The organism is Mesorhizobium sp. M1217 (assembly GCF_040318275.1).
GTDB lineage: Bacteria > Pseudomonadota > Alphaproteobacteria > Rhizobiales > Rhizobiaceae > Mesorhizobium.
This window is the reverse complement of the sequence record NZ_JAMYMA010000016.1, coordinates 1-24,409: the sequence shown is the minus strand read 5'-3', so window position 1 is coordinate 24,409 and position 24,409 is coordinate 1. Positions and strand designations below refer to the sequence as shown.

Here is a 24,409-nt window from a genome sequence, read left to right as displayed (position 1 = left end):
GGAAAGGCTCTAGGACCGATTACCCGGCGAGTCCAGCCGCATCGGCAGTCCGGCCTGAGCCATATGCATCTTGGCTTCGGCGATGCTGTAGGTGCCGAAATGGAAGATCGAGGCTGCCAGCACCGCGCCCGCATGGCCGTCGCGAATGCCTTCGACCATGTGATCGAGCGTGCCGACGCCACCGGAAGCGATGACCGGCACGCGTACGGCGTCGGCGACCGCGCGGGTAAGCGCTATGTCGTAGCCGGCCTTGGTGCCGTCGCGGTCCATCGACGTCAACAGGATCTCGCCGGCGCCGAGATCGACGATCCGCCGAGCGAACTCGACGGCATCGATGCCGGTCTTCTCGCGGCCGCCATGGGTGAAGATCTCCCAGCGATCAGCCTCGCCCGCAGCGGACACTTTCTTGGCGTCGATGGCGACGACGATGCACTGGTTGCCAAACTTGTCGGCAGCCTCGGCGACAAAATTTGGGGTTTTCACCGCCGCCGTATTGATCGACACCTTGTCGGCGCCGGCCAGAAGCAGCTTCCTGATGTCGGCGACCTGGCGGACGCCACCACCGACAGTCAGCGGCATGAAACATTGTTCGGCCGTTCGGGTAATGACATCGAAGATGGTCTCGCGGTTTTCCGACGAGGCAGTGATGTCGAGAAAGCAGAGCTCGTCGGCGCCGGCCGCGTCATAGGCTTTTGCCGCTTCGACGGGATCGCCGGCATCGACCAGGTCGACGAAATTGACGCCCTTGACGACGCGACCGTTCTTGACGTCGAGACAGGGGATGACGCGGGCTTTCAGCATCAGATCCTCTCGATCGCCGCAAGAAAGTCGACAAGCAGCTGGCCGACGACGGACGGAACCTCGGACTGGGAATCAAAGGCCGGATCGTAGGCCGAGAGCGTCACGCCCACGATCGGGATGGATCTGGCCAGCCCGCAGGCAAGCTGCCGCAGCTGTTCCGGACTCGGACCGCCCGGATGCGTGTAGCGGTTCACCTGCAGCACATCCGGATCGAGGACATCCAGGTCCAGATGCAGATGTCCCCGAACAGCCCCTGCCGCTGTGAGCTTTCCCACCATATCGAGCGCACCGGCACATTCGGCGCGCACGATCGGCAAAGTTTCCAGCAGGCGCTTTTCGTCGGGATCGAGGTCGCGGGCATCGACCAGCATGCAGTGCGCCGGGTCCATCGGCCGGAATCCCGGAATTGCTGCCGCCATCGGACGCCAGCAGAGCCCGAGTGTCGCCGCCAGCGCCATGCCGTCGAGAAAGCCGTAGGCGGACGTCTCTGGCGTGTTGAGATCGCCATGCTGATCGATCCAGATAATCGAATCCGCGTCTTCACCGGCAACCGCACCGGCGGCGGTCAGGCAATTTCCAGCAAGGACAATGGGGAAGCCTCCTCCGTCGCGGGCGAGGCCGACCTTGGCCGCGACGGCGTTGCAGACGGCGAAGCCGGTTGCGATTTCGCGCCCCTGCTCGTCTCCCACCTTGCCGATATCTTCGACGGCGACGTCATGGCCGGCCACGGTCAGAGCTTCGACGAGCCCACCGCCGATGATGGCGTCCGGCCCCTGGCCGCACCCTTCATGATGGTGCCCGCTGTCATAGGGGGCGAGGATAATCGAGACTTTCATGATGACGCCCCTGCCATCGGTTTGCCACGCAGGATCGCCAGTGCCTCGGCCGGGTCGATGCGGCCGTCGTAGAGCGCGCGGCCGGAGATCGCGCCTTCGAGCTTCCGCGCATCGGGCATGGTCATGCGCACAATGTCGGCGATCGAGGCGAGCCCGCCCGAGGCGATGACCGGGATCGAAACCGCCTCGGCGAGATCGATGGTGGCGTCCCAGTTGATGCCGGTCAGCACCCCGTCTCGATCAATGTCGGTGTAGATGATGGCAGCAACGCCGGCGCCCTCGAATTTCCTCGCCAGTTCGATGACGCCGAGGCTCGAGGCCTCCGCCCAGCCTTCGACCGCGACCTTGCCGCCCTTGGCGTCGATGCCGACGGCGATCTTGCCCGGGAATGCCTTGCAAGCCTGCCTGACCAGATCCGGATCGCGCACCGCCACAGTGCCAAGAATGACGCGGGCCAGCCCACGGTCGAGCCAGTCCTCGATCTGCGCCAGAGTGCGGATGCCGCCGCCGAGCTGCACCGGGTTGTTCGTCGCCTTGAGGATGGCGCCGACTGCCGCGCTGTTGACGCTCTGGCCCTTGAAGGCGCCGTTGAGGTCGACGACGTGCAGCCATTCGAAGCCCTGCTCTTCGAAGGCGCGCGCCTGAGCGGCGGGATCGTCATTGTAGACCGTCGCGGTCGCCATGTCGCCATGCTTGAGGCGCACGCATTTGCCGTCCTTGAGGTCTATCGCCGGAAACAGGATCACCTTCAGGCGCCTTCGACGATGACAAAGTGGCCGGTCGAGCCGGCGAGCCTGTACTTCAAGGCCTCCTGGTATTCAGGCGAGCCGTAGCAGGCGATCGCCGTCTCGTAGGATTCGAATTCCACCAGCACGTGGCGATTGCCTGTCGGCCCTTCCGGGCTGGTATACCGTCCGGCGTGCACGGGAAACTTCGCGCCGTATTTCGCAAAAGCCGCGGCATTGGCCTCGATGTACTGCTTGTAGACCTCGGGGTCGCGGACATCGACCATCGCCATCCAATAGCCCTTCTTGCTCATGACCTAGGGCCTCCATTGCAGGAAGTTGGTGATCAAAGCGAGGCCGAGCGCCTGGCTCTTCTCGGGGTGGAATTGCGTTCCGGCGAGATTGCCGCGGGCGACAGCGGCCGTCACCGGGCCACCGTAGTCGGCGACCGCCAGCACCTCGTCCTCCTTCCGTGCATCGAGATGGTAGGAGTGGACGAAGTAGGCGTGCAGCCCCTTCCCGCCCGTCGCAATGCCGGAAAACAGCGGATGCTTGCGCTTCAGGTCAATCGTGTTCCAGCCGATCTGCGGGATCTTCAGTGTCGGATCGGCCGGCGTGATCTCCTTGACGTCGCCGGCGATCCAGCCAAACCCTTTCGTAACCGTTTTCTCCAAGCCTCGCTCCGACATCAGCTGCATGCCGACGCAGATGCCTAGGAACGGCCGTCCCTTGACGATCGCGACCTCCTCGACCGCTTCCCACATGCCGGCCACAGCGCGCAGTCCAGCGGCGCAATCGGCATAGGCGCCAACGCCGGGCAGGACGATGCGGTCGGCGGTCCTGACCCGCTCGGCATCGGCTGTGAGTTCAATCGCGGCGGCAATGCCGGCTTCATGAGCGGCACGCTCGAAGGCCTTGGTGGCCGAGCGCAGATTGCCCGACCCGTAATCGATGATCGCGACCCGCATCTCAGCGCTTTCCCGGAATATGGGTCAGCCCCAGTGCCATGCCCATCGGCGTCGGCCGGGCAAGTGCTGCGTCCGGGACGATGCGCTGTGCGGGGGACCGTGCATTCGAATCCGCATCGGTTTCCAACGCATAGCGAATGTCGGCATCGTCGAGCCTGTCGGCCTCGACGACACCCCATTCACGCCAGCCACGGCGGCGCAGTGCTGCGATCCGCAGGGCCTGCCCTTCCAGTCCGACAAAGAGCATGACAAGGAGGGACAAAAGCGAGCCTGCGCTTTCCAGGCCCAGGCTTTCGCTCAGCATCGAAAGCAGGCCCATGGCGACAAAGGCCAATGCCGCCTCGACCCACAGCCGGTGCCAGGCCAGCCACAGCGGCGGCAATAGGAAGCCGAGCCAGGCAAAGCCGTCACGGACAAAGGTGGTGTCCACCCTTTCGCTGCGGCCTGGCGGTTCCATCGCGACATAGATGGCCATGGCGCTACCCTTTCAGGGATCCCTTGGTGGAGGGAACCGCGTCCGGCTGGCGCGGGTCGCGCTCGAGCGCCGAACGCAGCGCACGCGCCACGGCCTTGAAGCAGGTCTCGGCAATGTGGTGGTTGTTGGCGCCGTAATGATTGGTGACATGCAGCGTGATGCCGGCATTCTGCGCCAGCGCGTGGAAGAATTCGCGCACCAGCTCGGTGTCGAACGTACCGATCTTCGGCGATGAGAACGAAACATTCCAGACCAGAAAAGGCCGGCCGGAGACGTCGATCGCCGCCCGCGTCAGCGTCTCGTCCATGGCGAGATCGATCGAAGCATAGCGCATGATGCCGCGCCGCTCGCCCAATGCCTTGGCCAGCGCCTGCCCAAGCGCGATACCAGTATCCTCGACCGTGTGGTGGTCGTCTATGTGCAGGTCGCCCTTGGCCTTCACCGTCATGTCGATCAGCGAATGGCGCGATAACTGGTCCAGCATATGGTCGAAGAAGCCGACGCCCGTCGAAATGTCGGATTTGCCCGAGCCGTCGACCTGAACCGACACGGAGATGTCGGTTTCCTTGGTCTTGCGGCTTATCTCGGCGGAACGGGGCACCATGACCTCATCCTTGTCTCAGATTTGCACGATTCAGGCGTTCACATGCCTGAAAACGAAAGCCTTCTAGCAGCATGATCCGGCGATTGCCAGTTACCGCTGCGGAGCACTATCCGGCCCGGTGGATGGCCGGTTTGCAATCGTCTGGCCTATGCATACATATGGCCGATCAAGTCACTCGTAACGCGCCAATCGCCTTGATGGGATCGGTGCTGACCGGAGCAGAAAATGTCTAATGAACTGACCATGCATGCCACGACCATCCTAACCGTGCGCAAGGGCGGCAAAGTGGTGATCGCCGGCGACGGCCAGGTCAGCCTCGGCCAGACCATCATGAAGGGCAACGCCAAGAAGGTGCGCCGCATCGGCAAGGGCGGCAACGTCATTGCCGGCTTCGCCGGCGCCACCGCCGATGCCTTCACGCTGCTGGAGCGGCTCGAAGCCAAGCTCGAACAATATCCCGACCAGCTGACACGCGCCTGCGTCGAGCTCGCCAAGGACTGGCGCACCGACCGCTATTTGCGCCGGCTGGAAGCAATGATGCTGGTGGCCGACAGGTCGGTGTCGCTGGCGCTGACCGGCACCGGCGACGTGCTGGAGCCCGAATTTGGCGTGATGGCCATCGGCTCCGGCGGCAACTACGCGCTGGCCGCGGCCCGCGCCCTGATGGATACCGATAAGGACGCCGAGGAGATCGCCCGCAAGGCGATGCAGATCGCGTCCGACATTTGCGTCTACACCAACAACAGCTTCGTCGTCGAAACCCTCGATGCCGCCTGAGCGGAGCCTCCGCTACGGTTTTCGGCCGGTGACCGAGAGGGACCTGCCGATGATCGCCGGCTGGCTTGCCGAGCCGCATGTCGCCGAATGGTGGAACGACCCAGAGACCGAGATCGCGGAGATCCGCGAGCATATCGACAGCATTTCGGTCGAGCCGCTGATTATCGAGCTCGACGGCAAACCCATCGGCTATTTGCAGAGCTACGATCCGCATCTGGAGGACGGTCATCCCTATAGCGACCAGCCGTTCGGCACGCTCGGCATCGATCTGTCGATCGGCGTGCCGGAGCTTGTCGGGACCGGCCACGGCTCGGCGATCGTCCGGCAGTTCGTCGAGCAGCTTTTCGAGGAAGGTGCGCCGCGCGTCATCATCGACCCGGACCCGGCCAATGCACGGGCTATCCGTGCCTATGAAAAAGCCGGTTTCAGGGCTATCGATCGCAGGAAGTCGGAATATGGCGATGCCGTGCTGATGGCGATTGATGCCCCAGAGGGTGATGCCGAACAGGGTGACGCAGAAGAGGGGCAATAGCAGCATGAGCGTATCCAGCGACAAAACCGTCTCGGCCTACGAAGACAGTTGGCGAATGGGGCTTCTGTTGGTTCTCGGTCTGGTCATATTCCAGGCAGGGGTCCTCTACGGCATGGGGCGGACGCCGATTTGCACCTGCGGCTACGTCAAGCTGTGGCACGGCATCGTGCAGAGCTCCGAGAATTCCCAGCATATCTCCGACTGGTACAGCTTCTCGCACATCATTCACGGCTTCCTGTTCTATGCGCTGGCGTGGTTTCTTTTCCCGCGCTCGCCGATCGGGCTCAGGCTGGCCTTTGCGGTGGTGATAGAGGGCGGCTGGGAGCTGCTCGAGAACAGCCCTTTCATCATCGATCGCTATCGCGCCGGCACGATCTCGCTCGACTATTATGGCGACAGCGTCATCAATTCGGTGTCGGACACGCTGGCCATGGTGCTGGGGTTTGTCATGGCGCGAAGGCTTCCTATATGGGTGATCGTAACCCTCGCCCTCATCTTCGAATTCGGTGTCGGCTATCTCATCCGGGACAATCTGACACTCAACGTGATCATGCTGCTGCATCCGTTCGAGTCCATTCGGCAGTGGCAAAGTGGAATTTAGTGACATGAGCACCTTCTCTCCCCGCGAAATCGTTTCGGAACTCGACCGCTTCATCATCGGCCAGAAAGACGCCAAGCGTGCCGTGGCGATTGCCTTGCGCAACCGCTGGCGCCGCCAGCAGCTCGAGGGCCAGATGCGCGAAGAGGTGATGCCGAAGAACATCCTGATGATCGGCCCGACCGGTGTCGGCAAGACCGAGATTTCTCGCCGCTTGGCGCGCCTTGCCGGTGCGCCTTTCGTCAAGGTCGAAGCCACCAAGTTTACGGAGGTCGGCTATGTCGGCCGCGATGTCGAGCAGATCATCCGCGATCTGGTCGAGATCGCCATCGGGCTGGTGCGCGAGAAGATGCGTGAGGACGTCGAGGCGCGTGCCCACATCAACGCCGAGGAAAGGGTGCTTGAAGCGCTCGTCGGCAAGACGGCGAGTCCGGCCACCCGTGACAGTTTCCGCAAGAAGCTGCGCGACGGCGAGCTTGACGACAAGGAGATCGAGATCGAAGTGGCCGATACCGGCAATGGCGGCATGCCCGGCTTCGAGATCCCCGGCATGCCGGGCGCCAATATCGGCGTGCTCAACATCAACGACATGCTGTCGAAAGCGATGGGCGGCAAGAAAACCAAGATGCGCAAGACGACCGTTAAAGAGTCCTACGGGCTGTTGATCAGCGACGAGTCCGACAAGTTGCTCGACCAGGACGAGGTGGTGCGCAGGGCACTCGAATCGACCGAGAATGACGGCATTGTCTTCCTCGACGAGATCGACAAGATCGCCTCGCGCGAAGGCGGCATCGGTGCCGGTGTTTCGCGCGAGGGCGTGCAGCGCGACCTGCTGCCGCTGGTCGAAGGCACCACGGTTGCGACCAAATACGGACCGGTGAAGACCGACCACATCCTGTTCATCGCTTCAGGTGCGTTCCACGTCGCCAAGCCATCCGACTTGCTGCCGGAATTGCAGGGCCGCCTGCCGATCCGTGTCGAGCTGCGGGCGCTGGAGAAGGACGATTTCGTCCGCATCCTCACCGAGACCGAAGCCAGCCTGATCAAGCAGTATATCGCACTGATGAAGACCGAGGGAGTCGACCTGGTCTTCACCGATGACGCGATCGACTCGTTGGCCGGCATCGCTGTTGACCTCAACGCCAGCGTCGAGAACATCGGCGCCAGGCGGCTGCAGACGGTGATGGAACGGGTGCTGGACGAGATCTCCTATGACGCACCGGACCGCAACGGCACCTCCGTGACCGTCGATGCCGCCTATGTGGAGAAGCATGTCGGCGACCTCTCCAGAAACACGGATTTGTCGCGTTTCATCCTGTAGGAGACGCTTCATCCTCAAAGAGGCCGGGGAATTGCTCCCGGTCTCCGCCAAATTCAGCCCGGCATTTCCGATGTGTGGCCAAATGGAAGCATCCGGCGAGCTTTCGTCCCGTCGGGTGCAGGCGTCTCTCGACTCCCGTTGGAGCATTACCTAGTTTGCCCGGCGACTATTTGGGCGGCGGCGCATGAAAAAACTGATCCTCGTCATTCTCGGGCTGACGCTGGCGGCAGCCATGTTCGCCGCGCAAGCGGCAACCATGGTGCCGCCCGGCAACCGCAACACCGAGCAGCCCGACATACCGGGCGCATCCAGCCGGCGCACCCAGGCGACCAACACCACCTTCCAGGCGAAATACCGCAAAGTGTTTGCGCTGCTCCAGAACGATGCCGAGCTGCGTGGCAAGATCATGCAGGCAGCCGCGGCCTATGGCATCGACCCGATGCATATCGTCGGCGCCATCGTCGGCGAGCACACCTACAATGTCGATGCCTACGACCGGCTGCAGACCTACTACGTCAAGGCGATCTCGTATCTGTCGAGCAAACTCTCCTTCGCCTATGAAGGCGAAGACATCACCGATTTCGTGCAACGGCCGCAATTTGCCAAGTGCGCGGGCAAATCGGACAGTTACGAACTCTGGGAATGCCGCGAGCAGGTGTGGAACCGGTCGTTCCGCGGCAAGACCGTCAACGGCGAGAGCTTTCCCAACGACCGCTTCGGCGCGACTTTCTTCCAGCCCTATTATGCCGGCCAGACTTTTGGTCTTGGCCAGCTCAATCCGCTGACGGCACTGCAGATGAGCGATCTCGTGCACAAGGTTTCCGGCCTGCCGGAGCTCGACGTCGGCGACCCGAACGCGGTCTACAAGACCATCATGGATCCTGACCTGACACTGCCTTATGTCGCGGCAACGATCCGGAAGTCGATCGACGCCTATAAAAGCATTGCCGGCTTCGACATCTCAGGCAATCCCGGCATCACGTCGACCCTCTACAATGTCGGCAATCCGGAACAGCGTGCCTATGCGCTGAAGGCGGAGAACGACAAGCGCCGCGCTGCGGGCGAGCCGGAAAAGCTGCCTGAGGAAAATTACTATGGCTGGCTGGTCAACGACAAATTGCCGGAGCTGAAGGCGCTGTTTTAGCAGTGAAGGTCTGCGGTGGAGCCTGCGCCAGGAAATCGCCTATCTGCTTGAACTCTGTGGCTTCGAACCCGTCGATCTTTTCAAGGGATCGCCCCGGCTGGGGAACAGCTTTTGGGTCGCGCGCGCGATCTGATGGGCAGCAAGGGGCGGATATTGTTGAAAAAAGTCCGGCGCATCCCTAAGCGAACGCCGCCAGCAGAATCCCATTTCCTTTGTCAGATCTCTTGCGGAATCTGGATCCGCAATAGGTCTCCCTTCGGTTGCCCACTAAGAGAGGTAACGGGATGCATAAGCGTATGCGAAGTTGGGGCAAAGGAGTGCAGATGAGTGATCCGCTTAGGTCCATTGATCGGCCCGGTCTAGGGCGTGCAACGATGAGCTACCAGCCGGCCGAGAATGATTTGTTGAGCGAGGTGCTGCGCGATCTACGCCTTGCCCATGCGAGATATGGCCGCAGCGAGTTGACGGCGCCCTGGGGCATCGCCGTGCCGTTCAGGGAGGGTGTACGTTTTCATGCGATGCTCGAAGGTCATTGCTGGATACAAGCCAAGGGCTTGCCGCCGCTGCTGCTCGAAAACGGCGATGTGCTTCTTCTTCCCCACGGAACAGAGCACACGATGTCCGATCGGCCAAAACGGCGAACCTTGCCGCTCGCCGATGTCAAACCCGCGTTGATCGGGAACGGAACTTACGAGTTGAAGTCTGGCGGCGGCGGCGCGCGATCGTTGATCGCATGCTGTACGATCGGCTTTGAGGGCCCGACAGCAAATCCGCTGCTGGAACTGCTACCTTCTGTGATGCACATCCGGCATGCCGAGCATGGCGATACTGACCTACCAAGCCTCATTGCGATGATGGCGCGCGAGGCTGAAGCGCAAAGAATCGGCTCTGCAACGATAATGGCGCGCCTCGCCGATATTGTCATGACGCAAGTAATCAGAACCTGGGTCGAGACATGTTCGGACGACCTGACTGGTTGGCTGGCGGCCGTGCAGGATCCACAAATCGGGTCGGCGCTTGCAAGAATCCATCGCTCCCCTGGGGAAGACTGGCCAGTCGATCGCCTGGCTGCATTGTCCGGGCTGTCGCGATCGAGGTTCTCGCAGCGGTTCAAGAGCCTGTTGTCGGTATCCCCCGCCCGCTATCTCCTGCAATGGAGGCTTCGGCTGGCGGCATCCTGGTTGCGTAACGGATATATGTCGCAGTCACAGATCGCATCGGAGTTGGGATATGACTCCGATGCGTCCTTCAGCAGGGCGTTCAAACGCTTCATGGGTGTCTCACCCGGCGCTATCCGAGATTCAGGGCTGCGTGTGAGCGGAACAGAATCCTGATCGGGTTCATGCGAGGCTGTTTCGACCAGCCGCAGATACGCTCCTGTTGCGACCGCGTGTAATACGGAAAATACGCGCGACAAACGGTCAAATATTCAGTCGTTTCTGCCATAGCAACGCCATACCAGCATCTGCCAATTTCAATGGCCGCAACCACTTCGGTCGGCCGTTCCGGCAGGAGTACCACATGGCGCTGACGTTGCCTGATCTTCCTCGACCAACCGCTGGCGAAGACACGCCCTATTGCGTTATCGCTAAGCATCGCGCCACTCCCGGCCAAGGCTCCGCGCTTGTCGCCCGTATGCTTAAAGATCTCCAAGCGACGAGATCGGAAGCCAGCTGTCTTCAATTCCACATCCATCGAGATCGGACCGACCCCGATCTCATCGTTATCTACGAGGTCTGGCGCAGTATCGATGCACTCAAGAGCCACTTCGGCGAAGCCTATGTCCAGAGCTTCGTCGTAGATGCTGGTGAGCTCGAACCGGGCGACATGGAGACGCAGTGGCTGGAGATGCTGAGTCCGTATGCCAGCGGCAGAGATCCAGGATGAACGGTGACGAGCAGCCTCTTTCGAATCAGCGTGTCGTGATCGTCGGCGGGACAAGCGGCATGGGCATGGGCGCGGCCCGCGCAGCCTCTCAAGCAGGCGCCGAGGTCATTGCGCTCGGGCGGCGCCCTTCAGCGAGAATGGCTGTAGAGGAAAGCGTCCACGGTTCGATCACGTTCCAGTCGCTGGACATGACCGATGATACAGCGGTCGAGCAAATGTTCGAAACACTAGGGACGCTCGACCACCTTCTTATCACCGCGACCCCGCCGAGTCCGGGAGGTCCCTTCCTCTCCCAGACGATGGCCGACGCGCGGGCCGTTCTGCACGGCAAGCTCTTGGGCAGTTGGTCTTGCGCGCGGCACGCAGCGCCTAGGATGCCGAAAGGTGGTTCGATCACATTCACGACCGGTGGCTTGGTGACCAAGCCTCGCATGGGCGCATCGATGATGATGGTCGCCTTTGCTGGTCTGGAGGCGCTGACGCGAGCCCTTGCGCTCGAACTCGGTCCGATCCGTGTCAACACAATCCGACCGGGCGTCATAGACAGCGAAATGTGGGCCGGCATGCCGCGGCGAAGCGCGCGGCGTTTTTCGCGCTGGTACGTCAGCGCTTCCCGGCAGGACGCGTCGGAAAAGTCGACGATATCGGCAAGGCCGCACTTTTCCTGATGACCAATGACTTCGTGACCGGCGCCGTTATCGAAGTTTCCGGTGGTGAAACGCTGGTCAGCATCGAATGACGGAGAGGTATGAGATGAGTATCCACGAGTTCACCCGACAAAATTCGCAACGATTGCCCCAACTGAGCGTCATAGCAATTCCTGGGCGAGCGATGAGCTGGAGATAAAATATGATCAAGACACTACACGTTGCCCTATTCGTCGTTGCGTTCGCCCTCCCCATTCCTTTCGGCGCATTGGCTCAAGGCAGCTCGGCTGCAGCCGAGCCCCCGACCCAGTCGGAGTTGCCGAATTGGCTTCGCCGTGGATTGCCGGGCCCGGGGCATGAGGTCCTGGCGCCAATGATCGGCACCTGGCGCGTCCAGATGAGCTTCTACGGCACGCTCGGCCGTAGCCCCGATCAGCCGCCGCTCGTGACGGACGATCTCATTAGCCATCGTCAGTGGTTGGCGGGCGGCCGTTACATCGAAGACATAATGGAGGGAACGCTGGATGGAGCGCCGGTCTGGCGCAAAGGATGGCTCGGCTACAGCATCATGGACGGACGTTACGAGTGGGTCACGATCGATCCTGTCAACACAACCATGATGTATTTTAAAGGCGTCCCTAATTCGGGGGATCAAAGGCCGATCAGCATGTCCGGCACCTTTACCGACCAGGGCGTGGCGGGCGAAGAAACAGTCGGCAAGCAGGTCGGCATGCGCACTGTAATCAAAATTGAGAACAACGATCGCCACATCATTGAGCTCTATTTCACGCGTCCCGGACAGCAAGAAACACTGGCAACGCGCGCCGTCTATACGCGACTGAAGGCGTGAGCGATCGCTCAAGGGTGGCTCGGACGTTGTAAGTAGCTTGCGCGGGTTCCATCGCTCGGCCGGGATATGCCGGGAAGGTCGAGTTCAGCTCCGACGATCTCAAAGCGTCCAGTTCGGCGCCTGGAACTGCTTTGAAAGACGACCGGACGCTGAGCGCCCGACAAGTCAGAGATCGGACCTGAACGGAGCGCGTTCTCGGAGAGCTGAGATGAGGATCAGTCCAGCGAACATTGCCCCGAGCAGGCACACCTCTCCGACTTCTGCGCCGATCGCGGTGGAGAGAGCGGCCATCGCTAGCTCCTCTATCAACTCGCTCAGCCGGACGACAGGCTCGGCAGTCGAAGCAGGCTGGTTCTATCGACGGCGGCCGCCTTGCCACGGCCTGCCAATGCGGGATCGATTCCGGCATCGCGTAGCTGGCGGTCGCTAAGTTGAGCCAGCTCACGCCGTTGCGCTGCGGCCCTAAGGGGTCGGGCGATGACCAGGTGCATAACACGGAGAACACACTGGACTGGGGGCGTCATGATAGCCTCTTTTCTCAGAGCCCCGGCCGCATACGGGCAGGGCGGCGGGCTGTGGTCAGCCCGTCTACTGAGGAGAAAGGGTCGCGCTGCGCGGTTGCGCAAAGATTTCAGAAGGAGGAAATTCGGTTACATCTGAAACTCGGTTGGCTGGAAGGGGTCGTCTCGGCCGTGACGGCAAGCGCTTAGCTGACATCTGGGATCGAGATCGGATCATTCGCCTCATGGCAACCTTTCGGCGCAAAGTCGCGCGAACGACCCCGTTCCAACCCCTCATGAGACGTTTCCATCGCGGGCAGGAACGACCGCTTAGGGTCGTCTCCCGCCATCAGGTGCAGGATTGTCACCACCAGAACGGCAAGCGCTCCGCAAGTTCTTTCAAATGGTTCTGGAACCCGCGCTGGCTCATGCCGCCAGCAGCGACTTCAGCTTGATCGTTTGCGAGCCTAGCGCTTCCGGCGCCGGCTTTGCCCTTTTCGCGATCAGCATCTCGGCCAGCCTTATGTCGCGGGCGACCGCGTTGCCGGGGCCGATGCCACTTGCCGCAACCAGCCTGCCGTCCTCGGCGAGATGGAACAGGATGAAGGCGCCGTCGCCGAGCTCGCGACGCACAATGCTGCGGCCTTCGTCCGACAGGCCGGCAATCTGCAAGGTCAGGCCGTACTGATCCGACCAGAACCATGGTACCGCCGCATGGGCCTCGCCGGCGCCAAGCATGTTCCTGGCCGCAAGCGCGCCCTGCTCCTGCGCATTGCGCCAGGCTTCGAGCCGCACGCGCCGGCCGCCATAGATGGCGAGCGGAAACGAACAGCAATCGCCGGCGGCAAAGATGTCCGGGTCGCTGGTGCGAAGCTCGGCGTCGACGGCGACACCATTGTCGATCGTCAGCCCCGCTTCCGCGGCAAGTCCGGTCACCGGCACGGCGCCGATGCCGATCACGGCAAGATCGGCGATAATGTCGTGTCCACCGGCAAGCACGATGCGCACTTCGGCGCCGTCATCGGCAATGGCGTCGATGCCCTCGCCGCACAGAATTTTTACGCCTTCGGCTTCATGCGCCTGATGGATAACCTGCGCGATCTCGGCCGGCACGCCGCGCATCAGAATGCGCGGCTGCGCCTCGATAACGGCAACAGTGGCGCCGAGCCTGCGTGCCGCCGTGGCGAGCTCGAGACCGATGAAGCCGCCGCCGATGATGGCGACGCGATTTCCGGCGCTGAGATGAGCGCGAATGGCCAGTGCGTCGTTGAAGGTCCGCAGATAGACGCAGCGCCCGCCAAGGCCCGGAATCGGCAGCTTGCGCGGCAGCGACCCTGTCGCCAGCAGGAGCTTGTCGTAGGCCAGGACCGAGCCGTCCGACAGGCGCACGACATGCGCCACGCGGTCGATCGCCATCGCCTGAACCGAATGGATATGCCTGATCGATCTTTCGGCCAGGACCGCCTCACTGGCGATCGCCTTGATCAGGGGCGCGTCGGCGACCATCGCGTCTTTCGACAGCGGTGGCCGCTCATAGGGCAGATGCGGCTCGTCGCCGACCAACGTCACCGGGCCATCATAGCCGAGCTCGCGCAGCGCAAGGGCGGCGCGCCCGCCGCATTCGCCGGCGCCAATGATGACCATTCCCTTCGTCATCATCAACCGATCCGGACAAGGACTTTGCCGGCGTCGACTTTGACCGGATAGGTCCTGAGATCGACGCAGACCGGCGCGCCCCTGGCAGCCCCAGTCTTGTAATTGAAGCGGCCATTATGCTTCGGGCATTCGATGATATCGTCCATCACCAGCCCGTCGGCCAGATGCACCTTCTCATGCGTGCAAAGCCCGTCGGTGGCGAAATACCCGTCCTCGGGGCTGCGGTAGATGGCGAAGGTGCGACCGCCATGGTCGAACCGCATCACATCCTCCTCGTCGATGTCCTCGGCGTCACAAGCCTCGACCCAGTCGCTCATTTGCGCCTCCCCGATTCTTGGTGCCCCGGCGTAGGCTTGTCATTCAGCAGCCACCGCAACAGCAGCGTTATCGTTGTGGAAATCCTCGCGATAGGGCCTCGCCGTCGGCGGCAGTTCGCGCTTGATGAAATAATCCTCATTGCGCAGCTGGCGCAGGAAAGCCGGTATCATCTCGCGATAGCCGGCCAGGATGGACGGTGTCGGCGCCGGCAGATCGTGCTTGATCAGCTCATGCAGCCTGGGCAGCGCATGGTAGGGCACCATGGGGAACATGTGATGCTCGACGTGGTAGTTCATGTTCCAGTAGATGAAACGGCTTATCGGGTTCATGTAGACGGTGCGGCTGTTCAGCCGGTGATCGGTGACGTTTTCAGCCAGGCCGCCATGCTGCAGCAGGCCGACCATGACATGATGCCAGGCACCGTAAAGCCTGGGCAGCCCGACCAGCATCAGCGGCAGGAACGAGCCGGTAAGAAGCGCCAGCGCGACCGTCGCGGCATAGATCGCCGTCCAGATGCGAGCAATGCGGATTGCCTTCGGCTGCTCCTGGTCGGGAATGAAGGTTCTTTCGGCCGGACTGATGATGCCGGCCGCATTGCGCAGCATGTCGCTCATCGCATGCCAGGCATCGAGAATGCCGACGAAATTGAGCACGACGCGCAGCAGATCGGGCGGGCGCATGACCGAGATCTCCGGATCGCGGCCGACGATGATGGTATCGGTATGGTGGCGCGTGTGGCTCCAGCGCCAGGTCACCGGGTTGCGCATGATCATGAAGCAGGCGATCTGATAGACCACGTCGTTCATCCACTGCGTCCTGAAGGCGGTGCCGTGGCCGCATTCGTGCCAGCGTGAATCGGTGGAGGAACCGTAGAGGACGCCATAGACGAAGAAGAACGGCACGCACCACCAGCTGCCCCAGAACAAGGCGGCGCCCGCGCCGCTGAGGATCGTGGCGCCGAGCCAGATGATGGTATCGCGGATCGCCGGGCCGTCGGAGCGCTGCATCAGCTCCTTCATCTGCTTGCGCGGCACGTCGGTGTGATACCACTCGGCCGCCGCCAGCCCGCTCTCGACGGCAAGCTTCGCGTCGCGGCCGACCAGGCTGTAGTCGCGTTGGGACGCTGCTGCTGAGGTTGTGTTCCCGGTTTGGAGTCCGATATCCACCATGGCGGAGGCCTCGATCATATTCGGTCAGTGTTCAAAATAACGCCGAGCGCTGATAGACTCAATATCACAAAGATAGTTTCTATCATTTTCCATCAGAATGGTCTAAAAGAGTCGGATAGTTGGAGCGAGGCAGCGATGGCGAAACGGCCGACGATCACCGACCTGGCACGCATTTCGGGGGTCAGCGTTGCCACCGTCGACCGGGTGCTGAACAACCGCTTGCCGGTGCGCGAGGAAACCGCGCGCCGCGTCTATGACGCCGCGACCAGCATCGGCTATCACGCGGCCGGATTGATCAAGCAGCGGATGCGCCATGAATTGCCGGAGTATCGCCTCGGATTTCTGCTGTTGCGGCGGGAAGACGTCTTCTACAGCGAATTTGCCCGCGAACTTGAACTGGCAGTATCGCAGTCGCCGCGCTTTCGAGGCGTGGCGACCATCGACTTCGCCGATTCGCTGGCGCCGGATGAGATCGTCGAGCGGATGCGCAAGCTGGCCGCCAAATCCAGGGCCGTCGCCTTGGTCGGGCCTGATCACCCGACGCTGACGGTGGCCGTCGAGGCGCTCAAAGCCAACGGCGTACCGGTGTTCTCCCTGCTTTCCGACTTTGCGTCCGGCATTCGCGAGGGCTATGTCGGCCTCGACAATCGCAAGGTTGGCCGCACCGCTGCCTGGATGATCTCGAAGGCCGCGAAGAGACCTGGCAAGGTCGCCCTCTTCGTCGGCAGCCATCGCTTCCACGGCCACGAGCTTCGCGAGATCGGTTTTCGCTCCTTTTTTCGCGAGCAAGCGCCGGAATTCACTCTCCTTGAGACGTTGGTCAATCTGGAAGCGAACCAGATCACGCATGATGCAATGATCGAGCTTCTGGCCCGCCACCCCGATCTTGCCGGCTGCTATGTCGCCGGTGGCGGCATGGAAGGCGCGATCTCGGCGCTGAGGGAGGCAAAGCCGGCAGAGATGCCAGCGGTCGTCTGCAACGAGATCACGCCTGACTCCCGCGCGGCGCTGGCGGATAATTTCCTGACGATGGTGATCTCGACGCCTCTGGCAGCGCTTTGCCGCGAGCTTGTCGGGCTGATGGCGCATGCCATCGAGACCGGCGCCGCGAATGCGCCGGGTCAGACCTTTCTGCCCTTCGACATTTATCTGCCGGAAAACATCTGACGTCGCGGTCATTGGCGGCAGACATGATGTAATCTATCAGAACGCTTTCAGGCCTGGCTTGCCTGAGCGTTCGTCTAAAAGAGCTCGAAATGCCGAAAATCCATTCCTCATGGCGAAATCTCGCTTGACGCCCACGCGAAATGGAATAAATATTTCACCAACTGAGCATTTTGGTTCTTTCGTTCCGGAAGATCTGTTTCAGGCAAATGCCTTCCGGAACTAAAATGGCAATCGGGAGAGAATTCCCTGCGAGATCGGGGATTCCGGGTAGATCGGTGCAGCCGGACACCAATGTGGAGGAGAAATAAAATGAAAAAACTGCTTTTGGGCGTCGCGTTCGCGGCGCTAATGAGTTCGTCCGCCTTTGCTGCCAAGATCGGCGTGTCGATGGCGTTGTTCGACGACAATTTTCTCACCGTGCTGCGCAACGGCATGATCGAGCAGGCCAAGGGCATGGACGGCGTCGAGCTGCAGGTGGAAGACGCGCAGAACGACGTCGCCAAGCAGCTCGACCAGATCAAGAACTTCGCCGCCTCGGGCGTCGACGCAATCATCGTCAACCCGGTCGACACCTCGGCCACCCAGGCGATGTCGGACGCAGCCGCCGCTGCCAAAATTCCGCTGGTCTATGTCAATCGCGAGCCGGTCAACGTCGACACGCTGCCGGAAAACCAGGCTTTCGTCGCCTCGAACGAAGCCGATTCTGGCACGCTCGAGACCAAGGAGGTCTGCCGCCTGTTCAAGGAAGCCGGCAAGAAAGAGGCCAATGTCTATGTGATCATGGGCGAGCTGTCGAACCAGGCCGCGGTGCAGCGCACCAAGGACATCGATGATGTGATTGCCACGCCGGATTGCAGCTTCATCAAGATCATCGACAAGCAGACGTCGAACTGGAAGCGCGAAGAAGCGCAGAACCTGATGACCAACTGGCTGTCGACCGGCAAGCCGTTCGACGGCGTCATCGCCAACAATGACGAGAGCGCCATCGGCGCTATCCAGGCGATGAAGGCCGCCAATATCGACATGAAGTCGGTTGTCGTCGGCGGCGTCGACGCTACCCAGGACGCGCTAGCGGCGATGCAGGCGGGCGACCTCGATGCGACGGTGTTCCAGGACGCAGCCGGCCAGGGCGCTGGCGCGCTTGATGCTGCGCTCAAGCTAGCGAAGGGCGAGAAGGTCGAGCACAAGGTCTACATCCCGTTCCAGCTGGTCACGCCGGCAAATATCGACAAGTTCCTGAAGAAGAACTGAGGCGGACCTGTCCGATACGGAGCGGCGCGCCAAAGTAAGACAGCGCCGCTCCGCTTTTTCCCCCTCGGCCTGAACAGCGCCGGGTGGAGACCGTGGCTGACGGAGGAAGCACGATTGGCACAGACATCTCACGGCGTCGGCGGGCTCAGCTATGATGCGAAGCGGCGCGCATGGCCGGCCGAATTCAACGTCTTCCTGGCGCTCGTCATCCTGGTCGGCGCTTTCGAGCTGATCGGCCGGGTTTTCCTGGGCGACAGCTTCCTGTTCAATACCCGCGACAATATCGATGCGATCTTCAACGAAGCGCGCCTGCAGATCATCATCCTGCAGGTGTCGATCGTCGGTATCATTGCCATCGGCGTGACGCAGGTGATCATTACCGGCGGCATCGACCTGTCCTCGGGTTCGATCGTCGGCGCCACGGCGATGATAGCCATGAGCTTCGCCCAAGTGGCGACGGTCAACGGCAACCCGAACCCCAAGGCGATGTTCATTGCCCAGGGCTGGACCGACCTGCCGGTGATCGTGCCGGTGCTCGTCGCAATCGGCTGCGGCCTGCTGGCCGGCCTGGTCAACGGTGCCTTGATCGCCTACACGCGCATCCCGCCATTCATCGCCACGCTTGGCATGATGGTCACCGCGCGCGGCATCGCCAAATGGTGGTCGAAGGGGCAGCCGATCTCGTTTCCGACCGAGAGTTTCGCCGCCATCGGCAAGGGGCTGATGCCGGTCATCATTTTCATTTCGCTGGCGGTGCTGTTCCAGCTGATCCTGAGCTACACCAAATATGGCAAGCACTGTTATGCAATCGGCTCCAATGAGGATGCCGCGCGCATGTCCGGCATCAACATCGCCAACCACAAGATCCTCGTCTACGTCATTGCCGGCATCCTTGCCGCGCTCGCCGCCGTGGTGTTGAGTTCCAAGAATCTCACTGCCCAGGCCGGTATGGGTGTGATGTACGAGCTCGATGCGATCGCCATGGCGGTCATCGGTGGCGTGTCGCTGTCGGGCGGCCGCGGCTCGATTATCGGGACGGTGATCGGCTCGCTGATCTTCGGCGTCATCATCTCCGGCTTCACCTTTTTGCGCCTCGACGCCTATTATCAGGAGATGGTCAAGGGCGTGATCATCGTCGGCGCAGTCGTTCTCGACCAGTGGCGCCAACGCCTGCGGGCAATGAGGGCTTGATCATGTCGGACATCGTCCTGAAAACCGAAAACCTGACCAAGTATTATGGCGGCGTCCATGCGCTGGAGGGTGCCAACTTCGAGCTGCGCAAGGGCGAGCATGTCGCCATCATGGGCGACAACGGTGCCGGCAAATCGACCTTCGTGCGCCAGATCACCGGCGTCGAGCAGCGAACCAGCGGCAGGATGTGGTTCGACGGCAAGGAAGTGAATTTCGCCGGGCCGATCGAAGCCCGCGAGGCGGGCATCGAGACGGTGTTCCAGAACCTGGCGCTCGCCGACGACCTCGACGTGCCGTCGAACCTGTTCCTCGGCCGCGAGAGGGTGCTGTTCAATCTTGGGCCCTTCTCGATCCTCGACCGCAAGTTCATGCGCAAGGCGACCGAAGCAGCCCTGGTCCGCACAGCGGTCAAGATCCCCAACCTTTCCAACACCATCCGCCACATGTCGGGCGGCCAGCGCCAGTGCGTGGCGATTGCCAGAACCGCGACCTTTGCTTCCAAGCTCATCATCATGGATGAGCCGACGGCGGCGCTCGGCGTGCAGGAGACGATGCAGGTCGAAAACATCATCCGCACGCTGAAGGAAAATGGCGAGCCGCTGATCCTGATCTCTCACAACATGCGTCAGGTGTTCGATCTGGTCGACCGCATCGTCGTTTTCCGGCGCGGCCGCATCGTCGCCAATTTGCGCAAGCAAGATACCGATGGCAACGATATCGTCTCCTACATCACCGGCGCCAAGACCGGGCAGGCGGAACTTGCGGCGTAAGGCCAACGTCGTGTTACGGGGGCTGACACGCCTTCTCTTTCCAACCATTCTCAAAGGAAATTCTTCATGCTTCGCTTTGCTCTTCTCGGTGCCGGCCGTATCGGCAAGGTCCACGCCCGTGCGGTGGGCTCCAACCCGCAGGCCAGGCTGGTTGCGGTTGCCGACGCCTTCGAGAAGGCGGCGACCGATTTGGCCTCTGCCTATGGCGCCGAAGTGCGCAGCATCGATGCCATCGAAACTGCCAGCGATATCGATGCGGTCGTCATCTGCACGCCGACCGACACCCATGCCGATCTGATCGAACGCTTCGCCAAAGCGGGCAAGGCGATCTTCTGCGAGAAGCCGATCGATCTCGACGCCGGCAGGGTGGAACAATGCCTGGCCGTCGTCGACAAGGCCAGCGCCACCCTGATGGTCGGCTTCAACCGCCGCTTCGATCCGCATTTTGCCGCCGTGCGCAAGGCGATCGACGACGGTGCGATTGGCACAGTCGAAATGGTGACCATCACCTCGCGCGATCCCGGTCCACCGCCGCTCGACTATATCGGCCGCTCGGGCGGCATCTTCCGCGACATGACCATCCATGATTTCGACATGGCGCGCTTCCTGCTCGGCGAGGAGCCGGTGGCGGTCAGCGCGCACGCTTCGGTGCTGGTCGACAAAAAGATCGGCGAGGCCGGCGACTTCGACAGCGTCAGCGTCATCCTCGAAACTGCCTCCGGCAAGCAATGCGTCATCTCCAACTCGCGCCGAGCCACCTATGGCTACGACCAACGCATCGAGGTGCATGGCTCGAAAGGCATGATTGCGGCCGAGAACCAGCGGCCGGTGTCGATCGAACTGGCCAATGAGAAAGGCTATACGCGGCCGCCGCTGCACGATTTCTTCATGACTCGTTATCTCGACGCTTATGCCAACGAGATCGCTGCCTTCATCGCGGCAGCGACGTCAGGCAAGAAGGCGGCGCCGAGCGGCAAGGACGGGCTGGTGGCGCTCAGGCTGGCAGATGCGGCGCTGAAATCGGCCAAGGAAGGCAAGACCGTCCGCCTCGACAAAACAATCTGACTATCAAGCACAGGAGCAAGGCGATGAACGGTTCAGCCGGTCGCAATTCCGAAACACGCGCCATCGTCACCGGCGGCGCACAAGGCATCGGCTTTGCCGTCGCCGAAGCGCTGGCCGATGAGGGCTGCCGGGCGCTAGCGCTGATCGGCCGCTCGAAGGAGAAGGGCGACAAGGCTGTCGCCATCCTCAAGGGGGCAGGCGTCGATGCCATCTTCATCAGCGCCGATGTCGCCAAAGTCGCCGACTGCAAGCGTGCGGTCGAAACGGCGATTGGCCATTGCGGCACCGTCAACGCGCTGGTCAACGCCGCCGCCACCTCGGCTCGCGGCTCACTGGTCGAGACCTCAGAGGATCTATTCGACCAGATATTCCAGACCAATGTGCGCGGCCCGTTTTTTCTGATGCAGGGCGTGGTGGCGCATCTGCTGGCGCGCCAGGCACCGGGCTCGATCGTCAACGTACTGTCGATGTCGGCGCATTGCGGCCAGTCGTTCCTGGCGCCCTATTCATCGAGCAAGGGAGCGCTGGCGACACTGACCAAGAATGTCGCCAATGCCCATCGCGGCAATCGCATCCGCTGCAACGCGGTGCTGCCCGGCTGGATGGACACCGAGGGCGAGGCAATCGTGCAGAAGAAATGGCATGACGCGCCGGACGACTGGCTTGAAAAAGCCGAGGCCGCGCAGCCGATGGGCCAATTGGTGAAGCCGGCGCAACTTGCCCGATTGATCAGCTATATGATCAGCCCGCAGTCCGGCGTCATGACCGGGTCGCTGGTCGACTACGACCAGAGCATCGCGGGGGCGTCACCGGAATAGGATCAGCCGTGTAGCCTTGCGTCAGAAGCAGTTTGCCATGAGTGGCCGAGATGCCCCAAAATATCAAAGCCGGCATAATCGGTTCCGATCGACCTCACTCAGGCACACGGGCTCTGAAACCCTCTCCTTCCCTGTTGCCGCCGTATCGCCATTCCCATATAGTCAAGATAGTCAGAATGGTCATGGGAGGTCGAAATGCCGTCTGCGCCCAGAGAGGATACTAACTGGACGGTCGCTGGGGCAAAGGCCCGGCTCTCGGAGGTTATCGAGCGCGCGCAATCTTCGCCGCAGACGATCACCAGAAACGGTAAGCCAAGCGTGGTTGTCGTCTCGGCCGAGGAATGGCAGCGGAAGACCGCGCGCAAGGGTACGCTTGCGGAGTTCCTGCTGGAGTCGCCGCTGCGCGGCGCCGATCTCAACCTTGAGCGCCAGCGCGACGAACCGCGTGATCTGCCGCTGTGAGGCTTCTGCTCGATACGAATGTCCTGTCCGAGGTGACAAGGCCGGCGCCGGATGTGCGCGTTCTGGACTGGCTGGGCGGGCTTGATGAGGACCGCTCATTCATTAGCGTCGTGTCGATCGCGGAGATCCGGCGCGGCGTCGCCCTCATGGACGAGGGCCGGAAACGCGAGGCACTGGCCGAATGGCTCGCACGGGACCTGCCGCAGCGCTTCGAGCAGAGAGTTCTTCCGGTGGACGAACCGGTTGCCTTGGCGTGGGGCGACCTGATGGGCCTTGCGAAGCGCCGCGGTCGCGGTCTGTCGTCGATGGACGGCCTGATTGCAGCCACGGCGATTGCGCAGGAACTCACCTTGGCAACGCGTAACACGAAGGATTTCGAAGACTTCGGAATTGAACTCGTCGATCCCTGGACTGCATGAACCCGCTCGGCGCTGCATGCTGGGCCACTACGTCAGTAGCATCATCAGACACGTGACAATCGCCTCGGCTTCGACTATATGAGCCTCATGATCAACCTGACCGCCACCTATTGGTACTTTAGCAGCTCGCTGGCGGCGGGAGGATTGCGCTCGATCTGAAGATTGCAGCAGCAAGATCCGAACAGCCGCCAGACCTGGCGGCTTTTTTGTTTCAGCCGGCAGGTCTCCCAATCAGGAGCAGAAAGCCGTGTTGACCACCACAGACGATCTTCGGGTCAAAGAAATAAGGGAATTGAGTACGCCGGACGAGGTGATGCGGGAGATACCGCGCACACTGACGGCGACGCGGACCGTTGCCGCGTCACGCAATGCTATCCATGCCGTGCTGACCGGCACCGACGACCGGCTGGTGGTCGTCGTCGGCCCCTGTTCGATCCACGACCCGGCCGCTGCCGTAGACTATGCCAGCCGCTTGGCATCGCTGCGAGAGAGCCTGTCGGACCGGCTGGAGATCGTGATGCGGGTGTATTTCGAGAAGCCGCGCACGACGGTCGGCTGGAAGGGCCTGATCAACGATCCCGACCTGGACGGCAGCTTCAACATCGACAAGGGGCTGCGGATGGCCCGCAACGTGCTCGCCGCCGTCAACAATCTCGGCCTGCCGGCGGCGACCGAATTCCTCGACATGGCCACCCCGCAATATATCGCCGACCTCGTCGCCTGGGGCGCGATCGGCGCGCGCACGACCGAGAGCCAGATCCATCGCGAACTGGCATCGGGCCTGTCCTGCCCGGTCGGCTTCAAGAACGGCACTGACGGCAATCTGCGGATCGCCGCCGAGGCGGTGAAATCGGCCGCCCAACCGCATCATTTCATGGCGGTGACGAAGGGCGGACGCAGCGCCATCGCGACGACCACCGGCAACGAGGACTGCCACGTCATCCTGCGCGGCGGCATTCAGCCCAATTATGACGCAACAAGCGTCGCGGCTGCCTGCGCGGAACTCGGCCGGATCGGCGTGGCGCCGCGGCTGATGATCGATGTCAGCCACGCCAACAGCAGCAAGAAGCCGGAAAACCAGCCAGGGGTGGCGGCTGACGTGGCTGGCCAGGTCGCGGCAGGCGACGAGCGCATCATCGGCGTCATGATCGAGAGCAACCTCGTCGCCGGCCGGCAGGACGTCGTGCCGGGCAAGCCGCTCGTCTATGGCCAGAGCATCACCGATGGCTGCATCGACTGGGCAGCCACCGAGACGGTGCTTCACGGCCTTGCCGACGCCGTCGAGCGGCGCCGGTCGGTGCGCCGAAGCATGATATCAAGCCGTTCAGGCGCCGCCTGAGCACTTCTCCTTCTCCCCTTGTGGGCCTGTTGCGTAATTCGCTGATTGTGATTCTCTGAGGTGGACGCTCTGAGGGAATCGCGATGGCAGTGAAGCAGACGGGCCAGTTGAGCTTGGCG

General features: G+C 61.9%; 29 protein-coding genes. 18 read left to right on the top strand and 11 right to left on the bottom strand.

Going from position 1 to position 24,409, the window contains the following annotated elements:
• Positions 1–9: 9 nt before the first annotated feature.
• Genes hisF through hisB form a run of 7 tightly spaced genes read right to left on the bottom strand, consistent with a single transcriptional unit; the run spans position 10 to position 4,409 of the window.
• The gene (hisF, locus tag NKH37_RS24405; protein ID WP_023718267.1) at positions 10–804 is read right to left on the bottom strand and encodes an imidazole glycerol phosphate synthase subunit HisF; all 795 of its coding nucleotides are present in this window, start codon (positions 802–804) and stop codon (positions 10–12) included.
• Positions 801–1,637, bottom strand: a complete 837-nt coding sequence (locus NKH37_RS24400; RefSeq protein WP_023718266.1) for an arginase family protein — start codon at positions 1,635–1,637, stop codon at positions 801–803. The genes hisF and NKH37_RS24400 overlap by 4 nt, the downstream gene beginning before the upstream one ends.
• The gene (gene hisA, locus NKH37_RS24395; protein WP_023718265.1) at positions 1,634–2,383 is read right to left on the bottom strand and encodes a 1-(5-phosphoribosyl)-5-[(5-phosphoribosylamino)methylideneamino]imidazole-4-carboxamide isomerase; all 750 of its coding nucleotides are present in this window, start codon (positions 2,381–2,383) and stop codon (positions 1,634–1,636) included. The genes NKH37_RS24400 and hisA overlap by 4 nt, the downstream gene beginning before the upstream one ends.
• Before the next feature lie 2 nt (positions 2,384–2,385).
• On the bottom strand, positions 2,386–2,676 hold the full coding sequence (locus NKH37_RS24390) for a DUF1330 domain-containing protein (RefSeq protein WP_353005980.1): 291 nt from the start codon (positions 2,674–2,676) through the stop codon (positions 2,386–2,388).
• Between the two features lie 3 nt (positions 2,677–2,679).
• Positions 2,680–3,330 (bottom strand): imidazole glycerol phosphate synthase subunit HisH, encoded by a 651-nt coding sequence (gene hisH, locus NKH37_RS24385; RefSeq protein ID WP_352484488.1) that lies wholly within the window; start codon positions 3,328–3,330, stop codon positions 2,680–2,682.
• 1 nt (position 3,331) lies between these two features.
• Complete coding sequence (locus tag NKH37_RS24380; RefSeq protein WP_353005981.1) at positions 3,332–3,805, bottom strand: DUF2628 domain-containing protein; 474 nt, start codon at positions 3,803–3,805, stop codon at positions 3,332–3,334.
• A gap of 4 nt (positions 3,806–3,809) precedes the next feature.
• A complete protein-coding gene (gene hisB / locus NKH37_RS24375; RefSeq protein ID WP_023718261.1) occupies positions 3,810–4,409 on the bottom strand; it encodes an imidazoleglycerol-phosphate dehydratase HisB in 600 nt (199 codons plus the stop codon).
• Positions 4,410–4,634: 225 nt separating this feature from the next.
• Here hisB and hslV point away from each other — a divergent pair, with 225 nt between their 5' ends.
• The 9 genes from hslV (at position 4,635) to NKH37_RS24330 (ending at position 12,165) form a co-directional block, all read left to right on the top strand.
• The gene (gene hslV, locus NKH37_RS24370; protein ID WP_023718260.1) at positions 4,635–5,186 is read left to right on the top strand and encodes an ATP-dependent protease subunit HslV; all 552 of its coding nucleotides are present in this window, start codon (positions 4,635–4,637) and stop codon (positions 5,184–5,186) included.
• Positions 5,176–5,718 (top strand): GNAT family N-acetyltransferase, encoded by a 543-nt coding sequence (locus NKH37_RS24365; protein ID WP_353005982.1) that lies wholly within the window; start codon positions 5,176–5,178, stop codon positions 5,716–5,718. The genes hslV and NKH37_RS24365 overlap by 11 nt, the downstream gene beginning before the upstream one ends.
• A 4-nt stretch (positions 5,719–5,722) precedes the next feature.
• Positions 5,723–6,319: a DUF2585 domain-containing protein gene (locus NKH37_RS24360; protein ID WP_023718258.1), complete on the top strand. Its 597-nt coding sequence runs from the start codon at positions 5,723–5,725 to the stop codon at positions 6,317–6,319.
• A gap of 4 nt (positions 6,320–6,323) precedes the next feature.
• Positions 6,324–7,637, top strand: coding sequence for an ATP-dependent protease ATPase subunit HslU (gene hslU, locus NKH37_RS24355; protein WP_023718257.1), 1,314 nt, complete (start codon positions 6,324–6,326; stop codon positions 7,635–7,637).
• A gap of 184 nt (positions 7,638–7,821) precedes the next feature.
• Complete coding sequence (locus tag NKH37_RS24350) at positions 7,822–8,781, top strand: DUF1402 family protein (protein ID WP_023718256.1); 960 nt, start codon at positions 7,822–7,824, stop codon at positions 8,779–8,781.
• Positions 8,782–9,155: 374 nt separating this feature from the next.
• Complete coding sequence (locus tag NKH37_RS24345; protein WP_352547999.1) at positions 9,156–10,115, top strand: AraC family transcriptional regulator; 960 nt, start codon at positions 9,156–9,158, stop codon at positions 10,113–10,115.
• 187 nt (positions 10,116–10,302) lie between these two features.
• Entirely contained in the window at positions 10,303–10,668 is a 366-nt protein-coding gene (locus tag NKH37_RS24340) for a putative quinol monooxygenase (protein ID WP_023718254.1), read from the top strand.
• On the top strand, positions 10,665–11,336 hold the full coding sequence (locus tag NKH37_RS24335) for an SDR family oxidoreductase (protein ID WP_353005983.1): 672 nt from the start codon (positions 10,665–10,667) through the stop codon (positions 11,334–11,336). The genes NKH37_RS24340 and NKH37_RS24335 overlap by 4 nt, the downstream gene beginning before the upstream one ends.
• Before the next feature lie 181 nt (positions 11,337–11,517).
• Complete coding sequence (locus NKH37_RS24330; protein WP_353005984.1) at positions 11,518–12,165, top strand: DUF1579 family protein; 648 nt, start codon at positions 11,518–11,520, stop codon at positions 12,163–12,165.
• Positions 12,166–12,479: 314 nt separating this feature from the next.
• On the opposite strand, the gene NKH37_RS24325 is transcribed toward NKH37_RS24330, so the two are convergent.
• The 4 genes from NKH37_RS24325 to NKH37_RS24310 all read right to left on the bottom strand — a co-directional run bounded on the left by NKH37_RS24325 (position 12,480) and on the right by NKH37_RS24310 (position 15,826).
• A complete protein-coding gene (locus tag NKH37_RS24325; protein ID WP_353041663.1) occupies positions 12,480–12,656 on the bottom strand; it encodes a YjiS-like domain-containing protein in 177 nt (58 codons plus the stop codon).
• 435 nt (positions 12,657–13,091) lie between these two features.
• A complete protein-coding gene (locus tag NKH37_RS24320; RefSeq protein WP_353005991.1) occupies positions 13,092–14,321 on the bottom strand; it encodes an NAD(P)/FAD-dependent oxidoreductase in 1,230 nt (409 codons plus the stop codon).
• Positions 14,322–14,323: 2 nt separating this feature from the next.
• On the bottom strand, positions 14,324–14,638 hold the full coding sequence (locus tag NKH37_RS24315; protein ID WP_023718250.1) for a MocE family 2Fe-2S type ferredoxin: 315 nt from the start codon (positions 14,636–14,638) through the stop codon (positions 14,324–14,326).
• A gap of 39 nt (positions 14,639–14,677) precedes the next feature.
• Positions 14,678–15,826: a fatty acid desaturase family protein gene (locus tag NKH37_RS24310; RefSeq protein ID WP_502895937.1), complete on the bottom strand. Its 1,149-nt coding sequence runs from the start codon at positions 15,824–15,826 to the stop codon at positions 14,678–14,680.
• A gap of 117 nt (positions 15,827–15,943) precedes the next feature.
• Here NKH37_RS24310 and NKH37_RS24305 point away from each other — a divergent pair, with 117 nt between their 5' ends.
• From NKH37_RS24305 to NKH37_RS24265, 9 genes are all read left to right on the top strand, one after another.
• The gene (locus tag NKH37_RS24305; protein ID WP_023718248.1) at positions 15,944–16,975 is read left to right on the top strand and encodes a LacI family DNA-binding transcriptional regulator; all 1,032 of its coding nucleotides are present in this window, start codon (positions 15,944–15,946) and stop codon (positions 16,973–16,975) included.
• A 309-nt stretch (positions 16,976–17,284) separates the two neighbouring features.
• On the top strand, positions 17,285–18,226 hold the full coding sequence (locus NKH37_RS24300; RefSeq protein ID WP_023718247.1) for a sugar ABC transporter substrate-binding protein: 942 nt from the start codon (positions 17,285–17,287) through the stop codon (positions 18,224–18,226).
• Positions 18,227–18,340: 114 nt separating this feature from the next.
• Positions 18,341–19,417, top strand: coding sequence for an ABC transporter permease (locus NKH37_RS24295; protein ID WP_352495260.1), 1,077 nt, complete (start codon positions 18,341–18,343; stop codon positions 19,415–19,417).
• Positions 19,418–19,419: 2 nt separating this feature from the next.
• A complete protein-coding gene (locus tag NKH37_RS24290) occupies positions 19,420–20,187 on the top strand; it encodes an ATP-binding cassette domain-containing protein (RefSeq protein ID WP_254815918.1) in 768 nt (255 codons plus the stop codon).
• A gap of 66 nt (positions 20,188–20,253) precedes the next feature.
• The gene (gene iolG / locus NKH37_RS24285) at positions 20,254–21,252 is read left to right on the top strand and encodes an inositol 2-dehydrogenase (RefSeq protein ID WP_353005986.1); all 999 of its coding nucleotides are present in this window, start codon (positions 20,254–20,256) and stop codon (positions 21,250–21,252) included.
• Between the two features lie 23 nt (positions 21,253–21,275).
• Positions 21,276–22,070, top strand: a complete 795-nt coding sequence (locus NKH37_RS24280; protein WP_023718243.1) for an SDR family oxidoreductase — start codon at positions 21,276–21,278, stop codon at positions 22,068–22,070.
• Between the two features lie 195 nt (positions 22,071–22,265).
• Positions 22,266–22,532: a type II toxin-antitoxin system Phd/YefM family antitoxin gene (locus NKH37_RS24275; protein ID WP_023718242.1), complete on the top strand. Its 267-nt coding sequence runs from the start codon at positions 22,266–22,268 to the stop codon at positions 22,530–22,532.
• Positions 22,529–22,951 carry a type II toxin-antitoxin system VapC family toxin gene (locus NKH37_RS24270; RefSeq protein ID WP_352591239.1) on the top strand — a complete coding sequence of 141 codons (423 nt, stop codon included), beginning with the start codon at positions 22,529–22,531 and terminating at the stop codon, positions 22,949–22,951. Before NKH37_RS24275 ends, NKH37_RS24270 begins: the two co-directional genes overlap by 4 nt.
• A 247-nt stretch (positions 22,952–23,198) precedes the next feature.
• On the top strand, positions 23,199–24,290 hold the full coding sequence (locus NKH37_RS24265; protein ID WP_023718240.1) for a 3-deoxy-7-phosphoheptulonate synthase: 1,092 nt from the start codon (positions 23,199–23,201) through the stop codon (positions 24,288–24,290).
• Positions 24,291–24,409 lie beyond the last annotated feature (119 nt).

What these genes read in the sequence shown, in the direction of transcription:
- NKH37_RS24400 (WP_023718266.1), bottom strand. Translation starts at nt 1,637, where the DNA reads ATGAAAGTCTCGATTATCCTCGCCCCCTATGACAGCGGGCACCATCAT.
- NKH37_RS24390 (WP_353005980.1), bottom strand. Translation starts at nt 2,676, where the DNA reads ATGAGCAAGAAGGGCTATTGGATGGCGATGGTCGATGTCCGCGACCCC.
- hisH (WP_352484488.1), bottom strand. Translation starts at nt 3,330, where the DNA reads ATGCGGGTCGCGATCATCGATTACGGGTCGGGCAATCTGCGCTCGGCC.
- NKH37_RS24380 (WP_353005981.1), bottom strand. Translation starts at nt 3,805, where the DNA reads ATGGCCATCTATGTCGCGATGGAACCGCCAGGCCGCAGCGAAAGGGTG.
- hisB (WP_023718261.1), bottom strand. Translation starts at nt 4,409, where the DNA reads ATGGTGCCCCGTTCCGCCGAGATAAGCCGCAAGACCAAGGAAACCGAC.
- hslV (WP_023718260.1), top strand. Translation starts at nt 4,635, where the DNA reads ATGTCTAATGAACTGACCATGCATGCCACGACCATCCTAACCGTGCGC.
- NKH37_RS24365 (WP_353005982.1), top strand. Translation starts at nt 5,176, where the DNA reads ATGCCGCCTGAGCGGAGCCTCCGCTACGGTTTTCGGCCGGTGACCGAG.
- NKH37_RS24360 (WP_023718258.1), top strand. Translation starts at nt 5,723, where the DNA reads ATGAGCGTATCCAGCGACAAAACCGTCTCGGCCTACGAAGACAGTTGG.
- hslU (WP_023718257.1), top strand. Translation starts at nt 6,324, where the DNA reads ATGAGCACCTTCTCTCCCCGCGAAATCGTTTCGGAACTCGACCGCTTC.
- NKH37_RS24350 (WP_023718256.1), top strand. Translation starts at nt 7,822, where the DNA reads ATGAAAAAACTGATCCTCGTCATTCTCGGGCTGACGCTGGCGGCAGCC.
- NKH37_RS24345 (WP_352547999.1), top strand. Translation starts at nt 9,156, where the DNA reads ATGAGCTACCAGCCGGCCGAGAATGATTTGTTGAGCGAGGTGCTGCGC.
- NKH37_RS24340 (WP_023718254.1), top strand. Translation starts at nt 10,303, where the DNA reads ATGGCGCTGACGTTGCCTGATCTTCCTCGACCAACCGCTGGCGAAGAC.
- NKH37_RS24335 (WP_353005983.1), top strand. Translation starts at nt 10,665, where the DNA reads ATGAACGGTGACGAGCAGCCTCTTTCGAATCAGCGTGTCGTGATCGTC.
- NKH37_RS24330 (WP_353005984.1), top strand. Translation starts at nt 11,518, where the DNA reads ATGATCAAGACACTACACGTTGCCCTATTCGTCGTTGCGTTCGCCCTC.
- NKH37_RS24325 (WP_353041663.1), bottom strand. Translation starts at nt 12,656, where the DNA reads ATGCACCTGGTCATCGCCCGACCCCTTAGGGCCGCAGCGCAACGGCGT.
- NKH37_RS24320 (WP_353005991.1), bottom strand. Translation starts at nt 14,321, where the DNA reads ATGACGAAGGGAATGGTCATCATTGGCGCCGGCGAATGCGGCGGGCGC.
- NKH37_RS24315 (WP_023718250.1), bottom strand. Translation starts at nt 14,638, where the DNA reads ATGAGCGACTGGGTCGAGGCTTGTGACGCCGAGGACATCGACGAGGAG.
- NKH37_RS24310 (WP_502895937.1), bottom strand. Translation starts at nt 15,826, where the DNA reads ATGATCGAGGCCTCCGCCATGGTGGATATCGGACTCCAAACCGGGAAC.
- NKH37_RS24305 (WP_023718248.1), top strand. Translation starts at nt 15,944, where the DNA reads ATGGCGAAACGGCCGACGATCACCGACCTGGCACGCATTTCGGGGGTC.
- NKH37_RS24300 (WP_023718247.1), top strand. Translation starts at nt 17,285, where the DNA reads ATGAAAAAACTGCTTTTGGGCGTCGCGTTCGCGGCGCTAATGAGTTCG.
- NKH37_RS24290 (WP_254815918.1), top strand. Translation starts at nt 19,420, where the DNA reads ATGTCGGACATCGTCCTGAAAACCGAAAACCTGACCAAGTATTATGGC.
- iolG (WP_353005986.1), top strand. Translation starts at nt 20,254, where the DNA reads ATGCTTCGCTTTGCTCTTCTCGGTGCCGGCCGTATCGGCAAGGTCCAC.
- NKH37_RS24280 (WP_023718243.1), top strand. Translation starts at nt 21,276, where the DNA reads ATGAACGGTTCAGCCGGTCGCAATTCCGAAACACGCGCCATCGTCACC.
- NKH37_RS24275 (WP_023718242.1), top strand. Translation starts at nt 22,266, where the DNA reads ATGCCGTCTGCGCCCAGAGAGGATACTAACTGGACGGTCGCTGGGGCA.